Below are 21,901 nucleotides of genomic sequence, written 5' to 3' on the forward strand. Positions count from 1 at the left end.
TAAAAGGTATTAAACCTCAGGGTAAACCCTGAACCTAATAATAGGAATCGAACCTAGGGTCGAGGTATTGAACCTTGATCCCGCCAAAAAAGGCGGGATTAGTTCAACTTGCAATTTTAAGTGCGTCTTACTGACTTCTCAAAATTGAGTTACACTAATAAATTATTGTAGGGGTCAATAGTTTCTATGCTCCCATCCTGCCTATGGACCAACTCCGTAACCTTAACGGATCTCAAGTGGGTGACTCCTTTGGACAGACTTGAATCGTGATAAAAAAGATACCATTTTCCGTCCACCTCGCAAATGGAATGATGTGATGTCCAACCTACAACGGGGTTTAAAATTCGTCCCGAATACGTAAAAGGGCCATAGGGACTCTCCCCTACCGCATAGCAAATAAAATGGGTATCCCCTGTAGAATATGAAAAATAGTATTTACCCCCATACCTATGAACCCATGAAGCTTCAAAAAAACGTCTATGGGTATCTCCTGCCAATAGTAAGTCACCGTATTCGTCCAGTATTTCCACCTGCTTGGGGTCCTCTGCAAATTGCAAAAGGTCATCGGTCATTTTAGCTACCAAGGGCAAGAGGGCTGGTTCATGGGCCATTGGCAATTCATGCGCATCGTTGTAGCTGTTCTTCCTATACTTCTGAAGCTGTCCTCCCCAAATACCTCCAAAATACATATAATAGCTTCCGTCTTCATCTTCATACACTGCCGGGTCTATGCTATAACTTTTTAAAATAGGTTGCTGTTGGGCTATAAATGGCCCCTCGGGACGGCCCGAAATAGCCACCCCTATTTGAAAAATACCGTCGGCTCTTTTAGCCGGAAAAAAGAGATAATATTTCCCATTTTTATGAGCGGCATCTGGAGCCCATAGCTGTCTTTTCGCCCAGGGAACATCCTTAACATGTAGGGCAACTCCGTGATCCACGGCCGGTCCGTGAATGGTATCCATAGATATTACATGGTAATCCTCCATGGCAAAATGATCCCCGTTATCGTTAAAGGGTACTCCAGCATCAATATCATGGGAGGGGTAAATATAAATCTTACCATCAAACACATGTGCAGAGGGGTCTGCTGTATACAAATGGCTTACAATTGGTTGGGAAATGGCCTTTGAATTTAATTCATCAAAATCGATATGGGATATGGGTTCTTCTGGCATGGTCTATAATTTTTTATCCGTTATTTCTTCGTTCCTTTAAATCAAGTTCTATTTTAACCTCCATTTTTTTATCAATTTCATATAACAATAGAAGTGCTATGGCAATCAAAAATGGAATGGCAGGAAAAATACTTACCAATAATTTAGTCCCTTGAACAGCAGTTTCCGGTTGCACTATGGCCTCCCCTGCTACAGCAGCCTCTTTGGTTATATAATTATACAGGCCTAAAATCCATGTCACCAGTGCACTACCAATACTCAGACCTCCCTTTAAGCCTACCATCATAGCGGAAAAAATGATGGCTGTGGCCCGGCGGTTGTTTTTCCACTCGGAATAATCCGCCACATCGGCTATCATTGCCCAAAGCAATGGAATTGTAAGTCCATAGAAAAAGCCGTGAAGTATTTGCGAAAGAAAGATCAACACCACCGACTCTTCCGAAAAGAAATAAAAGATAAAGATAAAGAAGGTTGCCATAAACAAGGCCACGCTAAAAACATCCCTTTTACCATACTTATCCGCAAAACCCTTTGAAAGTGTAATGCCTAGGATCATAAATATAATACCCCCGGCATTGAATAGACCAAAACCGGCCGACACTGGATTTTCACCAAAAAAGTTAATACCTATCCCAGCCAAGGTATCCAACATAGGTTGTATAAACTGGGTTAGCTTTTCCTTACTTACATAATTTTCAAAATAATACACATAAGCACCCCCCTTCAGGGCAAGGGTAATAAAAACCAAGGTGGTTACGGACAGAATAATAACCCATGGCCTATTTTTAAACAAATCCTTAATGTCTTCTGCCAGGCTAGAGGATTGCTCTGGCTTAGGAATAATACGTTCTTTGGTGGTAAAGAAAGTGATCAGTAGCATTACGGTTCCAATAATTGCCAACCAAGTCATCACTTTTTCAATTCCGATCGCCTTATCACCACCGCCGGCAGTTTCTATGATGGGCAACATAAAGACCTGCACAAAAAACTGGGCAAACATTACAGCCACAAATCGATAGGCCGATAAACTATTCCTATCGGCCATATTCCCGGTTATTACACCGCTCAAGGCCGAATACGGCAAATTATTGGCTGCATATAATAGGAGTAATAGCGTATAGGTTACCACCGCGTAAATTACTTTACCCTTATACTCAAAATCCGGGGTACTAAAAGCCAATAACGCCACAACTCCCAAGGGAACGGCAGTCCAAAGAATCCAAGGTCTAAATTTCCCCCATTTGGATTTTGTCCTATCGGCCAATGCTCCTATGATTGGATTAAACCCAAAGGCCGCTACAAGCCCTACCGTTAAAATAATTGCGGAGGCATGGTTGGCCTCAAGACCATAAATATCCGTATAAAAATAGGCCAAATAGGTCATTAAGGTCTGAAAAACCAAGTTGGCGGCCAAGTCCCCCAGACTATATCCAATTTTTTCCCTTATGGATAATTTTTGTGAAATGTTAGTCATGTATACTTTAGTTTAATTTGAGATAAGGCATAATCATAATTTTAGGGCAACTATACTGTCATATGCCATTTTGGGATTAAATTCTCTATCGAAGAGCAAGGGATAGTTTACCCTACCTTTTATGGGCCAGTTATTGAGCCAAGATCCTTGATCGCTTATACCCCAGAAAGTGACCCTATCTATCTTTTCCCTATGCTTTAAAAAGAGCTTAAAAATATCTTGATAACGATTGGCCAATGCCATTTGAACCGAATCCGGTATACGCTCCGGATAGGGGTTCATATATGAGCTCTCGTCGAAATTCTGACTAATTTCTGCCCCTACGAGGTCCCAAGGATTGGGTAGTACACTAATATCCAATTCTGAAAAATGGACTTTTAGCCCTAGTTCATTAAATGTGATAATACTTTGTTCTATATCTACCAGTGAAGGTTCGGTTAAATTCCAGTGTCCTTGTAGCCCTACGGCATCAATTTTTATTCCGCTATCCTGTAACCGCTTTACCAACCTAACAACCCCCTTCCTCTTTTCCGGTTTCCATAAATTATAATCGTTGTAGATCAATTGAGCTTCCGGATCGGCCTTTTCCGCCAATTCAAAAGCCCTTTTAATATAATCCTCTCCCAAGAACTTTAAAAAAACACTTTCTCTTAAGGAACCATCTTCGTTTAAAGCCTCATTTACCACATCCCAAGCGGCTATTTTTCCCTTGTATCTGGTTACCAGTGTTTTTACATGATTTTCAAGATACCGGACCAGGGTAGCACTATCGCTTACTTTATTTAAATAATCGGGGGCCTGGCTATGCCAAACAAGGGTGTGCCCTAGCGTATAAAGGTTGTTTGCCATGCCTAAAGCTATATACCTATCGGCCTTTTCAAAATTGAACGTTTTAGGCTCGGGGTGTATGTACATCCACTTCATTACATTTTCCGGGCTTATGGAGTTGTATTCACTCGTCACCAGTTTCAGGGCCAAGGAATCCTTTCCGTCTATCAACTGTTCATTAACTGCGGCCCCAATAAAGAAATCGTTTAAAAAGACATCTTTAAGGCTACATATTTGGGTTGTTTGCGATGTATCCTTTTCCATAACCTTTTGCCCACATCCAAATATGCCAAACAACGTGACAAGGAATACGAACATTATTTTACAATTGGGGACCATAATTTAAAATTGAATTTATTTTGGGATCGGTATTGATATTGAGTAAAAATCCTGTGCAAACCTGATTAAAGTACAAAAGGTAAAAATCGCCATATTCGCAGCCTTTGGATACTACATTTGATGCGGTTTTTAAAACATTTGGGGCATACAGGAAATATGCGATTAACTAAAATCCAATTTGAATATTTGCACATATCCTATCATAGAGCTGCTCAAGGATATCCCATGGATTCCCTAATCTATGTACATGGTACATTACCCTTGAAAAATTTCCTTTATTTTATTTCGGTGGGCAACACCCCAAAATGGGCTTTAAAACATTTGGTAAAGTAGGAAGGTGATGAAAATCCAACTTTGAAACATACTTCACTAATGGATTCATTACCGTTTACCAACATGTGCTTTGCCTTTTCCAATCTTATCTTACGCAAAAACTCATTTGCCGAATACCCGGTCAGCGCTTTTATCTTTCGGTACAATTGACTTCTGCTCAAGTTGAGTTCATCGGCCAAATGTTCTACATTGAGGTTTTCATCGGACATATTTTCAGCAATATGGGCCAAGACTTTAGTGATAAATTTTTTGTCCAGTTGGGTCGAATTACCAGGTATCTGTACGTTGTTGGAATCATTGGAATATTTATTGAAAAGCACTTGCCTACTATGTATTATTTGTTTGAGCTGCGCCTTTAAGACCTTCATATCAAAAGGCTTGCTCAAATATACATCGGCACCGGAATCTATACCCTTGACCCAATCATCGGTCATGGCTTTGGCAGTCAACATCAATAATGGGATATGACTGGTTTTAATATCTTCCCTTATATGTTTACAAAATTCAAATCCGTCCATCTCCGGCATTACTACATCGGTTAGTATCATATCCGGAATTCTTCTAGTAGCCAAATCCAAACCTTGTACACCGTTAACAGCTTCGATAATCATATAATCACCACACAATTCGTTTTTAAGGTAATCCCTTAATTCTGTATTATCCTCAACAATAAGTAAGGTCTTCTGCAAGTTGGTTCCCAATATTTGATGTGTTATTTCCTCCTCAAATTCCTGCCGACCAATGTGGTCAATATCATTCTTAGGAGGTAAAAACAATTCGTTGGGTTTAAAATGGGCATTCCCTAAGGGGAGGAAAACCCTGAATTTGGTCCCCTTGAATTCTTCACTTTCCACTTCTATCTTCCCTTTCAATAGGTCTACAAAATTCTTGACTACCTCTAGGCCGATGCCGGTTCCACCATAATATTGACTGTTCATATTCTCCACCTGATAGAAACGTTCAAAAACCTTGACGATTTCTTCCTTTTTTATACCGCTTCCTGTATCCTGTACATAAATTTCCAGGGCCTGAACAGTCTCTTCGCCATATATCAACGGAAAGCTTACCTTATGGTTGCACCTAAAAACCCCTACGGTAATCTCTCCATTGTCAGGAGTTATCTTGAAGGCATTGGAAAGTATATTGAAAATTATTTTTTCCAACATAGAGGGGTCGCTCCAAAGCGTTATGGGAAAATCATCCGATTCCACTTGAAAAACAATATTCTTAAGTACTGCCTCCTCTTCAAAATGTCCGGCAATTTCCTTGACAAAGGCAATCGCTTCCATTTCAGAAATTTTAATGGACAACTTATTGATTTCCAATTTTCTAAAATCCATCAATTCATCAATTAAACGCTTAAGTCTGGTGGTGTTTTTATGGATAATACGCAATTTTTCCTTCACCGTTCTACTTAACACAAGTCCAGGGTCATCCATAATATCCTCCAAAGGATTGAGTATCAATGTCAGGGGTGTTCTAAATTCATGGGAAATATTGGTAAAAAACTGTATTTTTCTGTCATTCAAGGTTTCCTCCTGTATTCTTCTGTCCCTTTCAAATTGCACAATTCGTTTTTCTCTTATTCTTTGTTTTGCCAAATGCGCCAAAAAATAAGTGATCAAACAAAAAAGAAGTATGTAGGATATCAAGGCATAGTTTGTAGCCCACCATGGAGGAAGAATGCTCAGTTTAAGCGTTTTTGGAGTTTCGTTCCAAATGCCATCATTGTTGGATGCCTTAACTTTAAAGATATAATCCCCTGGAGGCAGATTGGTATAAGTGGCACTTCTATTCTCTCCAACATAATTCCATTTATCCTCAAAGCCTTCCAAATAATAGGCATATTGGTTCTTTTTAGGCCTAGTAAGGTTGATGCCCGCGTATTCGATAGTAAAAACGGACTGGCGGTGGTTTAAACTTAGACTTTCGGTCTGTCCAATTATTTTTTTTAAGGGGGAGTCTTCCTGGTTTGGAACCACCGATTTATTAAAAAGCTTGAAATCAGTAAAATACACCAACGGTTTATTGTTATTGTACTTCATGTTTTTAGGATCTATATAATTGATACCGCCGTAATTACCAAAATACAAAATACCATTTTCGTCTTTATACGAAGAATTGAAATTAAAGTCGTTTGAAAGAAGACCGTCATTCATATCGAAATTCTTGAACGTACCATCAACTACATTCATATGGGACAAACCATTGTTTCCTCCCATCCATATATCCCCATTGTCATCTTCCAAAATAGAGGCTATTGTTTCTTGACCAAGGCCATCTTTATTCCCATACCAAGTATAAGTATCACCTACTGGATCATACCTACAAAGACCCGCACCATCGGTCCCTATCCATAAATGCCCCTTACTGTCTTCATACAAGGACACTATTACATCCACTACAAGTTTGTTTTCTACATCTTGATGCATGCTTTCCCGTAGGGAAATAACCTTTTGGGGCTTGCCAAAATCAGAAGAAATTTTGTACAGGCCACTGGTAGTTCCCATCCAAATAGTGTCATTTTTATCTACCAAAACTATGCGCATTGCTCCTTGTCCAGGACTTGGGTCATCAAAAATAGTATTGTTATGATGGCTAAAACTTTTGCTTCCTGGATCAAAGGAATGCAAACCTTCTACATAGGAACCTATCCAAATAACTCCTTTGGAGTCTTCTGAAAAGCTCATTATACGATTCGATTTTAACCCACCATTGGTATTGGATGTATTGTAATTTATAAAGGCCTTGGCATTATTGGGCAGGTAAAATATTCCCGAATTCCAGGTACCAACCCATAGATTATCATTGCTATCCATAAAAAGGACCACTATATCCCCCGCATTCAATTGGGAAACCAACTTATTGTTCGGGTCTTTCAGATGTACAATATTCTTTTTATTGGGGTCATAGATATCAATACCTCCTCCATCCATACCGATCCATATATTGCCCTTTTTATCATTTACAATACCGGTTACAGAGGGTAGCTGCAAGGAATTGTTTAAATTGGCCAGACTTTTTATATCCTTGAACTTGTCATAAAGCCTATCATAGACCCCTACCCCATTATTGTAATACCCTATCCAAATACGGTCTTGGGTATCTACATATAATGACCAAATGGAATTAGACTTTATACTATTGGAGTTAAATTTATTATACCGGTAATTCTTTTGGACGACCCCATTTTTTTTCAACACGAAAAGACCGTCGTTTTCCGTTCCGCACAAAATATTACCGTCAGGTGCTTGGGTCAAAGACAGGATACGTTGATTACTAATTTTATAATTATGTACTTCATATGAATTGAATGGGCTTACTTCCACTTTTATAAGACCATTGGAAAAGGTACCTATCCAAATGGACCCTTCATCATCTTGAAGCATAGACTCTATGTTATACAAGAATTCCGTTTCATCCCCATGGGCCTCAAAGGTGGATAAAATAGGATTGGCAATAGTGCCATTGTATTCAAAAAGACCTTTATTGGATCCCATCAATATTTTTCCGGTACTACTTTGAATTAAGCTATTTATTTGTAATTCTGGAATGGGAACGGTAGTTTGAATGGGAATACTATACCCCTTGAGTTGGTTTTGATCTATTTTGAAAAGACCATTAAAATGTGACCCTATAACCAGGGTCCCATCGGAACTTTCTTGAATGGCCCTAATAGGAACGTTCTCCAAGGCTATGGAATCTTTATATAGAACTACATTTTTAAATTCATCAAAATCGCGATCGTATAAATTTAATCCTGCCTCCGAGCCAATCCACAATCTATTGGATCTATCAACATAAGCTACATATATCAAGGAACTATTGAGGGTTCTTTCATGATTGGAATCCTGTTTATAGGAGCTGATTTCAATACCATTATATTTTTTTAGTCCAACGCCATTGGTACCCATCCAAATCAGTCCCAAACTATCCTGGACTATGCTTGAGACAGCACGTAGTGTATTGTTCTGCTCAATATTAACAAAAGTATAATCCTCCCCATAACTCTGGGCATTTATATTACCTAGGGTTAACATTATACTTACAATGCCGACTTTTAGAATTAGGGCAACTTTCATAATTTTCTAAAATAGTATCAATAGTATATCTACCAAACCAACAATGGTTCTTACAAAATATGGAAATATCCAAAATGGACATAAAAGTAGTCAGAAAACCAGAGGTACCCATCTGGCTTTGCGACAACTATACCACTTAGGACGTATCAATATAATTAGAAAAAATTGCATCCTGATTCAAATGCGCCATAATTACTAGAATGGGCAACATACGTGCTATTCTATTCACTAGGAATCCAACACCTTTGACTGGAAGAAGCCGTTTTAAATGGCCGGATTTGGATAATTTATTATACGGTTTATAACCGGCTTGATTGAATAAAGTCCTGCAATATGCCCTATGCCTGTTTTTTAAAAATTGCCGGCGGATAACACAACACAATTTAATTGTTCCCACTATTAATGTGTCAATTAATTTGTTCATTAATTTTATAGAGTACCTAAAAGTAAAAATTAAAGATTTTATAATGTTCTGTATAAAACCAACAATAATAGTTTTTATGGCATTCATAGCCTGTGCCTTCCCACAATCGCCCGATGGATATCATCTTTGGTTGGGATATGATAAGGTTGGGAAACCATTGCTATTAAAGGAATATAAAGACCTGACCAATTCCATCTATTTTGAAGATGGGAGTGAGGTGCTTAAAGCTGCTAAAAAAGAAATGACCACGGGCCTGGAAAAAATGTTGGGAATCACACTCCATTTTACGGAGGCCCCACATACAAATAACACCTTTCTAATAGCCAAAACTGCTACGCTTGATACTACTCTCAAGAAAAAACTGTCCGATAATCTCGATGAAGTAGGCAACGAGGGGTTTGTCTTAAAATCCGTTACCCATAAGGGAAAAAAACTTATTGTACTTGCTGCCAATGAAGATATTGGAATACTATATGGTGTATTTCGCCTACTAAATTTGATGCAACAACACAAAGATTTAAGCAATGTTTCCCTTTTAGAGTTTCCAAAGATAGACTTGCGAATGCTCAACCACTGGGACAATCTAGACCGCAGTGTGGAAAGGGGCTATGCCGGTTTTTCCTTATGGAATTGGCATAAATTACCAGAGTATCTGGACCCGCGCTATTTGGATTACGCCAGGGCAAATGCCTCCATTGGCATCAACGCCGTCTCCTTGACCAATGTCAATGCCAACTCCCTGATCATGACCCCTATGTATCTGGAAAAAGTTAGTGCCTTGGCCAATGTTTTTAGGCCTTACGGCATTAAAGTCTATCTCACGGCACGGTTTTCCGCCCCTATGGAAATTGGTGGCTTAAAAACTGCCGACCCTTTGGACGCAAAAGTCCAAGAATGGTGGAACGATAAAGTCAGCGAAATCTACTCCTTAATTCCTGATTTTGGCGGTTTTTTGGTGAAAGCCAATTCCGAAGGACAGCCAGGTCCACAAAATTATGGAAGAAACCACGTGGACGGGGCCAATATGATGGCCAGGGCCCTACAACCACACAATGGTCTTGTTATTTGGAGGGCATTTGTTTATTCCGAACACGATCCCGAAGATCGGGCCAAACAGGCTTTCTCGGAATTCGTTCCTTTAGATGGTCTGTTCAACGACAAAGTTTTAATTCAAACAAAGAATGGGGCCATTGATTTTCAGCCACGGGAACCCTTTCACCCCATGTTTGGCGCCATGCCCAATACCCAATTGATGATGGAGTTTCAGATAACCCAAGAATATCTGGGTTTTAGTACCCATCTGGTCTTTTTGCCCAAATTGTACGAAGAAGTACTAGATTCCGACACCTATAGCAAAGGCAAGGGATCTACAGTGGCCAAGGTTGTGGATGGCTCCTTGGGTCACCATAAGATATCGGGGATGGCCGGTGTTTCCAATATTGGAAACGATCTTAACTGGACCGGCCATCCTTTTGCCCAAGCCAATTGGTATGGTTTTGGAAGGTTGGCTTGGGATCCCTATATCAGTGCAGGGACCATAGCGGACGAATGGCTTAGAGCTACCTATACCAATGACCCCGATTTTGTTGAACCGGTAAAAAAAATGATGCTCGACTCCAGGGAAGCGGTGGTGAATTACATGAATCCACTGGGGTTACACCATATTTTTGATACTGGCCACCATTACGGCCCAGGGCCTTGGGTGCACGAATTAAGCAGGCCCGAATGGAACCCTACCTACTATCATAAGGCAGATACAAAGGGGATCGGATTTAATCGTAGCCATAGTGGTAGCAATGCCACTGGGCAATATGCTCCAGAAGTGGCAAAAGCCTTTAACGACCCCAAAACATGTCCCGAAGAATATCTGTTGTGGTTTCACCACTTACCCTGGGATCATACCTTGAAAAATGGTCATAGTTTATGGGATGGCATGGCCCTAAAATATCAAGAAGGAGTTGATCAAGTAGAAGAAATGATCGAGACTTGGAACAATGCCCGGCCCTATATCACCAAAGAACAATTCCAAGAAGTACAAATGCTCCTGAAAATCCAGTTGCAAGAGGCCAAATGGTGGCGTAATGCCTGCTTGCTCTATTTTCAGACCTATTCGCAAAAAGCGCTCCCCGTGGGGGTTGAAAAATCACCAAAGAGCTTGGAATATTACCAGTCCTTGAAATTTCCATTTGCCCCCGGCATCCGACCTCAATGGGACTGAAAGACCAAGGAATGAATTATTTAGCCATGCCCCAAAAGAATATAAGGAATGAATATTTATAAAACACTTTTAACCAGCGCACTACTGTTATCCGTCAGTATTGTTTTATCCCAACAAAACCAATCCAATCAATTAGGGGGCACAGAAGGTTATTCCATCCCTCATTTAAAAAAACAAGGGAATGCAACCCAACTTATAGTAAAGAACAAACCATATTTAATTTTAGGTGGTGAATTGGGCAACTCTACCTTTACCAGTGTTGAGAACATGGCAACTGTTTGGCCAAAACTAAAGGCAATGAACCTTAATACTATACTAGCTCCTGTTTTTTGGGAACTTATAGAGCCCGAGGAGGGAAAGTTTGACTTTAAATTATTGGACGACCTGCTTCTTGAGGCCAGGAAATACAATTTCAAAATAGTATTGTTATGGTTTGGTTCATGGAAAAACAGTATGTCCAGCCACGCGCCTGCCTGGGTGAAGACCAATCAAAAAAGATACCCCAGAGCAAAGGATCAAAATGGGATAAGCCAAGAAGTATTATCACCGTTTGGCGAAAACAACCTACAGGCAGACCGCTTGGCATTCAAAACCTTAATGCAACACTTAAGAGATATTGACGGCAAAGAACAGACTGTTATAATGGTACAACCAGAAAATGAAATTGGTATGTTACCCTCGGCTCGGGACCATAGTCCACTGGCCAATAAAAAATATAACACTAAAGTTCCAGAGGAATTCATAAATTATTTATCCAAAAACAAAAAAGTACTAGTCCCTGAATTTCATAAGGTTTGGAGTAAAAATGGTTTTAGAACCAAGGGCGCTTGGGAAGAAGTTTTTGGTATAGGGGAGCATACCTCTGAAATCTTTATGGCTTGGTATTTTGCCAAATTCACCCAAGAGGTCATTTCCGCCGGAAAGGAAGTCTATCCGCTTCCCATGTTTGTAAATGCCGCCTTGAATGCAAAAGGGAAAAAACCAGGGCAATATCCAAGTGCAGGTCCGCTTCCCCATTTAATGGACGTATGGAAAGCGGCCGCACCTTCCATAGATTTTTTATCCCCGGATTTTTACAACCCGGATTTCAAGTATTGGAACGACCTTTATGTACGCCAAGGCAACCCCCTTTTTATTCCAGAACATAAATTTGACCATACCGTGGCGGGAAAGGCCGCCTACGCCATTGGTCATTACCAAGCTATGGGCTTCTCCCCTTTTTCCATTGAATCTTCCGTTGATCCACATAATGAGCCCTTGGGCAGAATGTACGACCTTATAGGCCAACTTACCCCCCTCATTACAAAGAATCAAGGTTTGAACCGTATGGAAGGGGTATTATTGGACAAGGAAAATATAGGGAGCATTGTAAGGTTGGGCAATTATGAATTTACCTTTAATCACAGCTATAAATTAGGTTGGGAGGCCGAGGCCAAAAATGAAACATGGGATATGGCCGGGGCCATAATCATTCAAACGGGAAACAAGGAGTTTTATGTGGCTGGAAATGGTTTTTATGTGACCTTCAAAAATATTAAAGACCCAAATTTAAAAGTAGGTATCCTAAAGGTTGATGAAGGGGTATTTGAAAACATGAAATGGAAAATAATACGACACCTGAACGGAGACCAGACCCATCAAGGTAGGCATCTCCGCATTTTTAAGGAAAACTATAACATTCAACGCCTGGAACTATATGATTATGAATAAGCAACAATAAAAGGTATTAAACCTCAGGGCAGGCCTGTCTGCCGACATAGGCAGGCCCTGACCCAATAATAGGAATCGACCCTAGGGTAGAGGTATTGAACCTAGATCCCGCCGAAAAAGGTGGGATTAGTTCAACTTGCAATTTTAAGTGCGTCTTACCGACTTCTCAAAATTGAGTTTCACTAATAAAGACCTAGACAAAATGAACATTAAAAAAACACTTTTCCTACTGGTTTTAATTCTGCAATTCCCATTGCTCCAGTGCCAAATAAAACTGCCCAAGCTAATTAGTGATGGTGCTGTATTACAGCGGGGGACCGACATTAAAATTTGGGGCTGGGCCTCAGCTGAAGAAGAAATAATCGTAAAATTTAAAAACAAGGTATACCATACCAAAACGGATAACCAAGGGAAATGGCATGTAACCATTCCAGCTCAAAAGGCTGGCGGCCCCTTTAAAATGGAGTTCAAAGGTCACAGAAACACCATTACCCTTAACAATATTCTCATTGGGGAAGTTTGGCTCTGCTCTGGCCAATCCAATATGGAACTGACCATGAAACGGCTTCAAGACCACTATCCCGAAGCCATAAAAAATTCCAAGAATTCCAAAATTCGGCAATTTTTGGTGCCGGATACCTATAATTTTACCCAAGAACAGACAGATCTAAATAATGGAACTTGGATGGAGGCATCCCCAGAAAATTTAATGGAGTTTTCCGGAGTTGCTTACTTTTTTGCCAAGGAACTATATGAAAAATATCAGGTTCCCATAGGCCTGATCAATGCCGCTTTGGGCGGATCCCCTGTTGAGGCCTGGATGAGCGAGGACGCCTTAAAACCTTTTGATTCCGCTTATAACACACTGCAACGCTTTAAAGATCCAGACCTGATTTCCAATATAGAACAGCAAGACCAGAAGCGTCAACATAATTGGTTTGCCCTACTCAATGAAACGGATAAAGGTTTTGTAAAGGGGTCGGAATGGTTTCTACAGGCCTATAATGATGATACATGGAGCAGTATGCAGGTTCCCGGTTATTGGGAAGATCAAGGTCTCCCTAATGTTGACGGTGTAGTTTGGTTTAGAAGAACCTTTGAAATTCCCCAAAGTATGGTGGATAGGGAAGCAAAATTATGGCTGGGACGAAGCGTAGATCAGGACCATGTATATGTGAACGGTACTTTTATTGGCAGCACTGGATATCAATACCCCCCCAGAAAATATAAAATTCCCAGTAACGTATTGGTTCCTGGAAAAAATACCATCACCGTACGATTGATAAACCAACAGGGAAAGGGCGGTTTTATCATGGATAAACCCTATTTTCTTTCTGTTGGAAAGGACAGCATAGATTTAAAAGGCAGTTGGAAATACCAATTGGGAGCCACTATGGAACCTTTACCAGACCCAACATTTATTAGGTGGCAACCTGCCGGTCTCTTCAACAGCATGATAGCCCCACTATTAAATTACAAAATTAAGGGAACTATATGGTATCAGGGAGAATCCAATACCCAAAATCCAAAATTATATTTTCACACCTTTCCTGCCTTGATAAACAACTGGAGAGCTAGATGGAATATGGGGGATTTCCCATTTATTTATGTGCAATTGGCCAATTATATGGAAGAGGCAAAGATGCCTTCGGAAAGCCAATGGGCAGAATTGAGGCAGGCGCAATTGAATACCCTTAAACTTGCCAATACCGGCATGGTGGTTGCTACCGACCTAGGAGAATGGAATGATATACACCCATTGAACAAAGAAAGTGTTGGGCAACGATTGGCTTTGAATGCCCAAAAGCTGGCCTACAACGAAAACGTTGTGAGTTCTGGGCCTATTTTTAAATCCTCAGAAATAAAGGATAGTCAAATTGTAATTTATTTCAAGCAGGTGGGAGGTGGGTTAATGTCCAATGATGGCCTGGCACTGCGACATTTTCAAATATCAGGGCCCGATGAAAACTTTGTCTGGGCAGATGCAAAAATAGTCGGTAATACGGTGGTTGTTAAAAATATTGAGGTTGCTAACCCAACATATGTCCGATACGCCTGGGCAGACAACCCTTTTGGCGCCAATTTATACAACAAGGAAGGCCTTCCGGCCGCTCCGTTTAGAAATTACAATCCCAAACCTTAATACCAAACCCATGCATCCAGTTCTATAATACCCTAGGATATTCTTATATCCCATTTAGCTGCTTCAAGGATTTACAAATATCTTGCCCTTCATTCTACTTGTTCTTTTCAATAAAATGGTAAACCTTATTGATAAGTTCCTTGGGGTCGTCTATAATAAAAGGCGGGGCAAGTATATTTGCAGAATGCACTTGGCTTCTGGTAATGTGGTTGGTTACGGCAAAAACGTGCATCCCGGCAGCAAGACCTGCTTTTATTCCATTTAACGAATCTTCAATAACCAAACATTCATGGAATTCAATTTTGAGCAATTCTTTAACTTTGAGATAAATCTCTGGATGCGGCTTTCCGTGCACAATATCATCGCTCGTAAGGACAATGTCCAGTTTTCCATGGATTCCCATGGCCCCAATTACCTTTTCGGCCTCACGGAAATGGGACATGGTAGCAACGACCGTTCTAAAATTATCATTGTGAACCCTATGCAGCAACTCCAGGTTATATTTGCAAAAATGACTGGACAAGAGTTTTTTATCGTTTAACATTTCATGGTATATGGCAAGTCTGCCACTTATAATCCTCTCTTTTACAGTTTCATTATCAAGACCATTCAAATGTTCCAATAATGGGCTCTTGTATTCCTCAAAGAGCCCGTTCACAACTCCAGCCCTGGGAAGTCCCACATACTGCCCGAAACTGTCCACTACCATTTTGTGTGTTACCGAGCCATTGGTCAAAATCTGAATGGCCTGGGCATAAGATTCCGCTTTTAATAATTCGGTATGCACCAAGGTTCCATCCAGATCAAAAATTATTGCTTTTATCATCTTGTTGTAAAATTGGCCAAAGTTATTGAAAGGTATAACTTTTTTTCACCATCTCGGTAAGCCTAAAATATCCGTATGCATAATTTTCCGGATTGTCAACATTGATACAATTTCCCTTTAGGGGAACGGGAGTGGAACTAAAAAGGCCAGTCCCCCCGGATTGTTCAATAAGTATCCTTATAAAATTGGAATATTGTTCCGAAATGCCATAAAACTCAATATCGATAATATCACCTGGAACAAATGCCTCTATTTTATCAGTGCTATCATCTTCCTCCTTTTCAAAATACCAACTAATTTCGTTTCCGTTGACAAATTCGTCATCAGCATCTTCCAAATAAGGCAAAAGATCTCCCCGTTCCTTAAACTTGAAAAGGTAATAATTTTCTTCCTCCTCGGGATCTGTAAAAATAACGTTCACTTCAAGATCTTCATCATTGAAACCTTTTTTTCGCGACTGGGTGAGGTCTGAAATATCTACTACCGAAGTTAATTTTTCCGTGGCCGTATAGGTTTCACTATTATAAATAACTTCCAAGGTATAAGTCCCGTTTAAAACCGGTACAAATGACGTAGTGGTATATTCCCCGTTGTTCTGGTCATCAAATACATATGTTGCCCCATTATCTTTGTTGGTGACGATTACGGAGGCACCCGTTACACCAGAATTGCTATGGTCTCCAAAATAGGGGGTAGAAGTACTAAGCTTAATTGTTTGTTCGTTCCCCAAAGTTCCCTTTTCCCAATCCAGGGAAGCTTCGATCGTTAATCGAGACGGAGCCGTTTGCACCTCAACATCTATTACATCGGTACATGAGCTAAAGCTTATAAGAATGGAAATAATTGCAAGCGTTATATATGTCTTCATTTTCTATTAAAATTTAAAGTTATATGTTACTGATGGCACAATGCCGAAAATGGCCGTTCTGGTGGCTTCGTTGGCTCCTGTATCCACATTCTGCCCAAAAGAGATGGAAGCTGCATTTTTGTGATTATATACATTGTACAATCCCAAGACCCACTCCCCTTTCCATCTATTATTTGGCTTTCTATTGGGTTTATAAGTAGCGGAAATATCCAATCTATGATAAGCTGGCAAGCGGTCGGAATTTCGGTCCGAGTAACTGGCAATGGAAAGGTCTTCGTAAGTATACTGACCATTTGGATAGGTAACCGGCCTACCTGTCTGAAAGACCAAATTGGTACCGAACGACCATTTCCCATTTAATTCATAGGCGCCGGTCAAAGAAAAATCATGGGTCCTGTCATAAGCGGTATTGTACCACTTCCCATCATTGATTCCCAAGCCTCCCGCATTGCCGCCAGGAGTTCGCTGTTCGGATTTGGCCAAGGTATAGGAAAACCATCCCGTAAATTTACCTTCATTTTTCCTAGCCAAAAATTCCAACCCATAAGCTCTGGATTCCCCGTTCAAAATTTCTGTTTCAATATTGTTGGTTCCTATGAGGTCAGATCCGTCTATATAATCTATCCTGTTATCCGTAGTCTTGTAGTAGGCTTCCACCTCCAGGGAATACATTTTATCGTAGAAATTTCTAAAATAGCCCAAGGCAAATTGATCGGAAAGTTGTGGTTTTACAAATTCCCCACTGGGTGTCCAAACATCCAGAGGTGTAACCGAAGTGGTATTGGACAATAAATGAATATATTGTGCTGCCCTGGAATAGCCTGCTTTTATGGAAGATAAATCGTTCAACTGATACGCCAGGGAAACCCTAGGTTCAAAATTTCCAAAAGTCTTAATAGTTTCACTTTTCCCATAGGGGGTCTCACCTACTGCAGTGCCTCTTACGTAAATACCCAATAGCGGGTTATACACCACTGGTTTGTCATCTACATAATCGGTCATGGCCTGTCCTCCCATACGACTAAAAGTGCTATATCGAAGACCGTACTGTACCGTTAGCCTATCGGTCAGCTTCTGTTCCGCGTTAATGTACAATGCACTTTCAAAAGCCTTTTTCCGGTCTAGGGATAGAGGATTGATTTCGGAGGTTTCGGAAGTAGGTCTAATTTGCCCTGGATCAAAATCGTAATAAATACCACTTGCGCCAAAATCCAGTTTAAATTTTTCACTGGTATAATACTTTAAATCATATTTTATATTGTAGTTGTTTATGGAAGAAATCCAATCGAACTCTTCAATAACAATACCCAAGTCATAATCGTACTTGCTATAGATCAATGATAGGTTGGAGAACAATCTATCATTAAAAATATGGTTCCAGCGCAAATTCCCCGACAAGTTTCCATAGCTGCTGTTAAAGCTTTCCCCGAGTTCAAAGGCGTCCCTTCCAAAATATCCGGAAAGAAAGAGCTGGTTGCTCCCATTTAGGTTGTAATTGGTCTTAAGATTCAAATCATAAAAATTTGCGCTGTTATCCTCTCCTGCAGCCTTCAGTAGCAAATGGGCATATGATCCTCTTCCCGCAATCAAGAAAGATCCTTTTTCCTTGAACATAGGGCCCTCAAGTGCCAATCTGCTAGAGATTATTCCGAGTCCTCCGGTCATGGCGAAATTTTTGCTATTCCCATCCTTCTGGCGTACATCCAGAACTGAAGAGGTTCTTCCTCCAAATCGTGCCGGAATTCCACCCTTGTACAATTTAATATCCTTGATGGCATCTGCATTAAAGACCGAAAAGAAACCTAACAAATGGGAGGTATTGTAAATAATGGCCTCGTCCAGCAGTACCAAATTTTGGTCGGCCGCACCACCTCTAACATGAAACCCACTGGAACCCTCTCCATTATTGGTGACTCCTGGAAGCATTTGAAGAGATTTTATAATATCCAATTCCCCCAATACCACTGGCATCTGTTTCACTGTATTAATGTTTAGTTTGGAAACGCTCATCTCCGGTTTTCTAAGGATGGCACGTTCCGGTTCCTCGGCAGTCAACACAATTTCGTCCAATTGGGTGGAAAACTCCATGATTTCAAAATCAATTTTATGATCCCGATCTAAGGTTAACTCCTTTTTTAATTCAGTAAATCCGATATAGGAAATAATAATATTGTAATTCCCTTTTGGAGCGGTGATAGAGTAAAAACCGTATTCATTGGTAGTGACACCAATGGTGGTCCCTTCCAAAAAGACCGAGGCCCCAAAGAGGGTTTCCCCATTGCTACTATCCATAATGGTTCCGCTTACGGTATACTTTTCCTGAGCGGATATTATGGCCGTGAATAACATAAATGCTAAAAAAATATTTTTCATTCTTTGTTTGTTGAATATTTCATTATTGATTGTTCGTTTTTTTTTATGTACCTAAGACAGCCTTTTGCCGTTACCTTTTAGTTTTGATTGATGAATAAACCTCCCAAGGTGTTTGGTACCTCTGCTGAATACTTGATAATTTTTGCTACATCTATTTTTCTTTATGATTAAAGGGATTACTAATTATGTTTGTCATTATTCCAAAATACCAACAAGGCATATGCCCATGTGCTTGTGCCGGCAAGGCTACCTTTTTTAACTAATGGTTCCAATGGGTACTGCCATAATTCATTGGTTATTTTCCTGGCAAAATTGCGCATTCATTTCCTTTCAAACGTTCTGGATTGAAAATCCGAACCTTATTCAGTATTTTCTTAGGGTTTGATATCATAACAGGCAACTATATTGAAAATTGACAATGTTGCACCCCGGCCGCCATACGTATTTCCTTTACCCGTATGTAGATGCCTTATTTCCTTCCTATGATTATTAATGGGTTTGGCAACACCACTATCCGATATTAACCAACCAACATCTAAGGTTCTGCCCTGCTCAATGGGGGATATCTCTTTTCTTCGGTAATTTTTTGATTTCAATTTTTGATATTCATGATTATTATATAGCCTATTGACATTCTAAAAAAGTAAAGGTTGCATATCTTCCCCAAAAAAATTAGGTCAAATTTCGACTGCTGTCTTTATTCTTTGGAAAAGGGCGCTATTTAGGGGCTTTTACAGTGTAGGATTATGAGTGGAATTAAATTCTACAAAAAAAAGTTTCCATTTGATGCAACTTTTTCAACCATTGCTTGTCTATTATTTTGAAATTTCCCCTGATTGGACCGTTAAAACCATTTTTTTAGTTGAAAACCAATATCCGTTTTACACACCAGGAACTTGTTGAAAAAAGCAAGTTGGGCGACCGAAACTCACAGTTTCAATTGTATGAACAGTATGTAGATGCTATGTACAATGTTAGTATGAGGATGTTGTGCAGTAAGGAGGATGCTGAAGATACCGTACAGGACAGTTTTGTGGAAGCATTTAAAAATTTGGGGAATTTTAGGTATGAGAGCACTTTTGGTTCTTGGCTAAAAAGAATTGTAATCAATAAAAGTATCAACCATCTAAAACTAAAGCGAATTTCTTTAGTGCCGATTATTGACCATGAATATCATCTCACTGAAGAACCTATTGAAAATATAGAGGACATTGATATAGAAAAGGTAAAAAGAGGGATAAAAAAGCTGCCGCCCGGTTACCAGCAGATTATACATCTATACTTGATAGAAGGGTACGACCACGAGGAGATAGGGGAAATTTTGGAAATATCAAAATCCACCTCCAAATCCCAGTACCACAGGGCAAAGAAAAAGTTACTTGAAATTATAAAAGAAATATAATGGATTATTTTGAAAAACATATAAGGGACAACAAGGCATTGTTCGATGAACACAAGGCGGATAGATCCAAAATGTGGGCCAATATAGAATCGGAACTGGACAATTCCAAGCCAAAGGTAGTTCCGTTATGGAAATCCCCTTTATTGCGTGTGGCGGCCAGTATTGTATTGGTCCTGCTTTTGACTTCCCTAATCGGGATTACCGTATATGGCGGATACCAGTCCAACAGGCAGAACGGGGTAGTCTCCCAAGAACTGCTGGACATTGACATGCATTATAGCAACTTGGTACAACACCAGGTACAATTGGTAAAGAATCATCCCGACTTATCACAGGAGGACAAAGATGAATTTCTATCGTTTATGGATGAATTGGATGAAGAATACGGAGTTTTAAAATTGGAAATGGAAAAAAATCTGGGCAATGAACGGGTCCTGGAAGCTATTATTGGCAATTATAAAAAAAGGATTGAACTCATAGAAAACCTATTGAAGCAAATAAATGATTCAAAAATGATAAATGACGATTATGGATACACCTTATAAAAATTCGCTATTGTGCCTAGCCATGGTCCTAATAACCAATTTGATGCTAGCTCAGGAACAAGTGTCTAAAACCATATCGGAGACTTTTGAAATGACCAATGCAGGAGAACTCCAAGTAGACAACAAATACGGCAACATAACCATCCATGGGTGGTCCAAGAACAACATTTCCATTACTGTAGATGTAATAACCAGCCACAAAAAAAAGGAGAACGCACAAAACCTATTGGATAGGATAGAACCTAGGATTAAATCCATGACCGATTTTGTGACTATAAGCTCGGAAATTGCAGAAAAAAACAAAGGCTTTTTAGCCGAGTATTTCAGCAAAGCAAATCCGTTCGACTTCGACCGAAGTAATATACAGATAAATTATTCCATTTATTTACCGTCCAATGCCGTGGTGGATATCAATAATAAGTTCGGCGATGTAATTTTGGAGGATTGGACAGGTAAATTGAGAATAGACGTTCAACATGGCGATATATGGGTCAATAAGAATCTAAAAAACGCTGACATCACCTTAAAATACGGTAAACTAAAGGCTAAGAATATAAACTATGGCAGTATAAATATAAAAAACGGGAATTTATCACTTGGCAAATCCAAAGACTTAAGATTGACAAGTAGTGGTTCGGTAATGGATTTGGATGAAATTTCCTCCTTGGAAATCTATTCCAGCAAAGATGAAATTACCATCAACGAAGTTGAATCCATACACGGTGAACTCGAATTTACCAACTTGCAGTTGGCCAATGTTGATGATGAAATTGATTTGGTAATGAAAATTGCGGAATTTAAAGTATTGACCATTCACAGTGCCGATGCCAAAATCAACATTCAGCAACAGTCGTCGGAAATTGTTCTCAATGTTCAGGAATTCTCCTTTAGATTTAATGCAACCTTGGAAGAAGGGTTGTTGCGGCTTCCAAAAACCTTCGAAAATGTGGAAACCCATATGATCGATAAGGGAAAAAGAATACGCGATATTAAGGCTACTTACGGCAAATCCAAACAGGGTTCGATTACCATTACTGGAGAAAAAGGGGTAATACTTTTAAAGGAGCTTTAATTTATTTAAAAAAAAATGTAAAAAAAATGCAACTTTTTAAAGAGTTTGTTGTCTACTATAACATCATCAATCAAAAATCAAAGAGC

14 protein-coding genes are annotated in these 21,901 nt (G+C 39.7%); 6 read left to right on the forward strand and 8 right to left on the reverse strand.

The window, feature by feature from the left end:
* Window positions 1–149: 149 nt before the first annotated feature.
* From QSE00_RS16850 to QSE00_RS16865, 4 genes are all read right to left on the reverse strand, one after another.
* Entirely contained in the window at window positions 150–1,178 is a 1,029-nt protein-coding gene (locus tag QSE00_RS16850) for a glycoside hydrolase family 43 protein (protein ID WP_286106840.1), read from the reverse strand.
* A 13-nt stretch (window positions 1,179–1,191) separates the two neighbouring features.
* Window positions 1,192–2,652, reverse strand: a complete 1,461-nt coding sequence (locus tag QSE00_RS16855) for an MFS transporter (RefSeq protein WP_286106841.1) — start codon at window positions 2,650–2,652, stop codon at window positions 1,192–1,194.
* 33 nt (window positions 2,653–2,685) lie between these two features.
* Window positions 2,686–3,744: an endo-1,4-beta-xylanase gene (locus QSE00_RS16860; protein WP_286106842.1), complete on the reverse strand. Its 1,059-nt coding sequence runs from the start codon at window positions 3,742–3,744 to the stop codon at window positions 2,686–2,688.
* 350 nt (window positions 3,745–4,094) lie between these two features.
* Window positions 4,095–8,234 (reverse strand): hybrid sensor histidine kinase/response regulator transcription factor, encoded by a 4,140-nt coding sequence (locus QSE00_RS16865; protein WP_286106843.1) that lies wholly within the window; start codon window positions 8,232–8,234, stop codon window positions 4,095–4,097.
* Window positions 8,235–8,734: 500 nt separating this feature from the next.
* Between QSE00_RS16865 and QSE00_RS16870 the strand changes: the two genes are divergently transcribed.
* The 3 genes from QSE00_RS16870 to QSE00_RS16880 all read left to right on the forward strand — a co-directional run bounded on the left by QSE00_RS16870 (window position 8,735) and on the right by QSE00_RS16880 (window position 14,729).
* The gene (locus tag QSE00_RS16870) at window positions 8,735–10,876 is read left to right on the forward strand and encodes an alpha-glucuronidase family glycosyl hydrolase (RefSeq protein WP_286106844.1); all 2,142 of its coding nucleotides are present in this window, start codon (window positions 8,735–8,737) and stop codon (window positions 10,874–10,876) included.
* Between the two features lie 48 nt (window positions 10,877–10,924).
* On the forward strand, window positions 10,925–12,586 hold the full coding sequence (locus QSE00_RS16875) for a GH35 family beta-galactosidase (protein WP_286106845.1): 1,662 nt from the start codon (window positions 10,925–10,927) through the stop codon (window positions 12,584–12,586).
* A gap of 202 nt (window positions 12,587–12,788) precedes the next feature.
* Entirely contained in the window at window positions 12,789–14,729 is a 1,941-nt protein-coding gene (locus tag QSE00_RS16880; RefSeq protein WP_286106846.1) for a sialate O-acetylesterase, read from the forward strand.
* A 94-nt stretch (window positions 14,730–14,823) separates the two neighbouring features.
* Here QSE00_RS16880 and QSE00_RS16885 read toward each other — a convergent pair whose 3' ends face one another.
* From QSE00_RS16885 to QSE00_RS16900, 4 genes are all read right to left on the reverse strand, one after another.
* Window positions 14,824–15,555, reverse strand: coding sequence for an HAD family hydrolase (locus QSE00_RS16885; protein ID WP_286106847.1), 732 nt, complete (start codon window positions 15,553–15,555; stop codon window positions 14,824–14,826).
* 22 nt (window positions 15,556–15,577) lie between these two features.
* Window positions 15,578–16,423 (reverse strand): DUF4249 domain-containing protein, encoded by an 846-nt coding sequence (locus QSE00_RS16890; protein ID WP_286106848.1) that lies wholly within the window; start codon window positions 16,421–16,423, stop codon window positions 15,578–15,580.
* A gap of 6 nt (window positions 16,424–16,429) precedes the next feature.
* The gene (locus QSE00_RS16895) at window positions 16,430–18,796 is read right to left on the reverse strand and encodes a TonB-dependent receptor (protein WP_286106849.1); all 2,367 of its coding nucleotides are present in this window, start codon (window positions 18,794–18,796) and stop codon (window positions 16,430–16,432) included.
* A gap of 374 nt (window positions 18,797–19,170) precedes the next feature.
* A complete protein-coding gene (locus tag QSE00_RS16900) occupies window positions 19,171–19,392 on the reverse strand; it encodes a hypothetical protein (RefSeq protein ID WP_286106850.1) in 222 nt (73 codons plus the stop codon).
* A 266-nt stretch (window positions 19,393–19,658) separates the two neighbouring features.
* Between QSE00_RS16900 and QSE00_RS16905 the strand changes: the two genes are divergently transcribed.
* Genes QSE00_RS16905 through QSE00_RS16915 form a run of 3 tightly spaced genes read left to right on the forward strand, consistent with a single transcriptional unit; the run spans window position 19,659 to window position 21,815 of the window.
* Entirely contained in the window at window positions 19,659–20,198 is a 540-nt protein-coding gene (locus tag QSE00_RS16905; protein ID WP_110356477.1) for an RNA polymerase sigma factor, read from the forward strand.
* Entirely contained in the window at window positions 20,198–20,743 is a 546-nt protein-coding gene (locus QSE00_RS16910; protein WP_110356476.1) for a hypothetical protein, read from the forward strand. The genes QSE00_RS16905 and QSE00_RS16910 overlap by 1 nt, the downstream gene beginning before the upstream one ends.
* Complete coding sequence (locus QSE00_RS16915) at window positions 20,727–21,815, forward strand: hypothetical protein (protein ID WP_286106851.1); 1,089 nt, start codon at window positions 20,727–20,729, stop codon at window positions 21,813–21,815. Before QSE00_RS16910 ends, QSE00_RS16915 begins: the two co-directional genes overlap by 17 nt.
* Window positions 21,816–21,901: the final 86 nt, after the last annotated feature.

Source organism: Arenibacter flavimaris, assembly GCF_030291335.1.
Classification (GTDB): domain Bacteria; phylum Bacteroidota; class Bacteroidia; order Flavobacteriales; family Flavobacteriaceae; genus Arenibacter.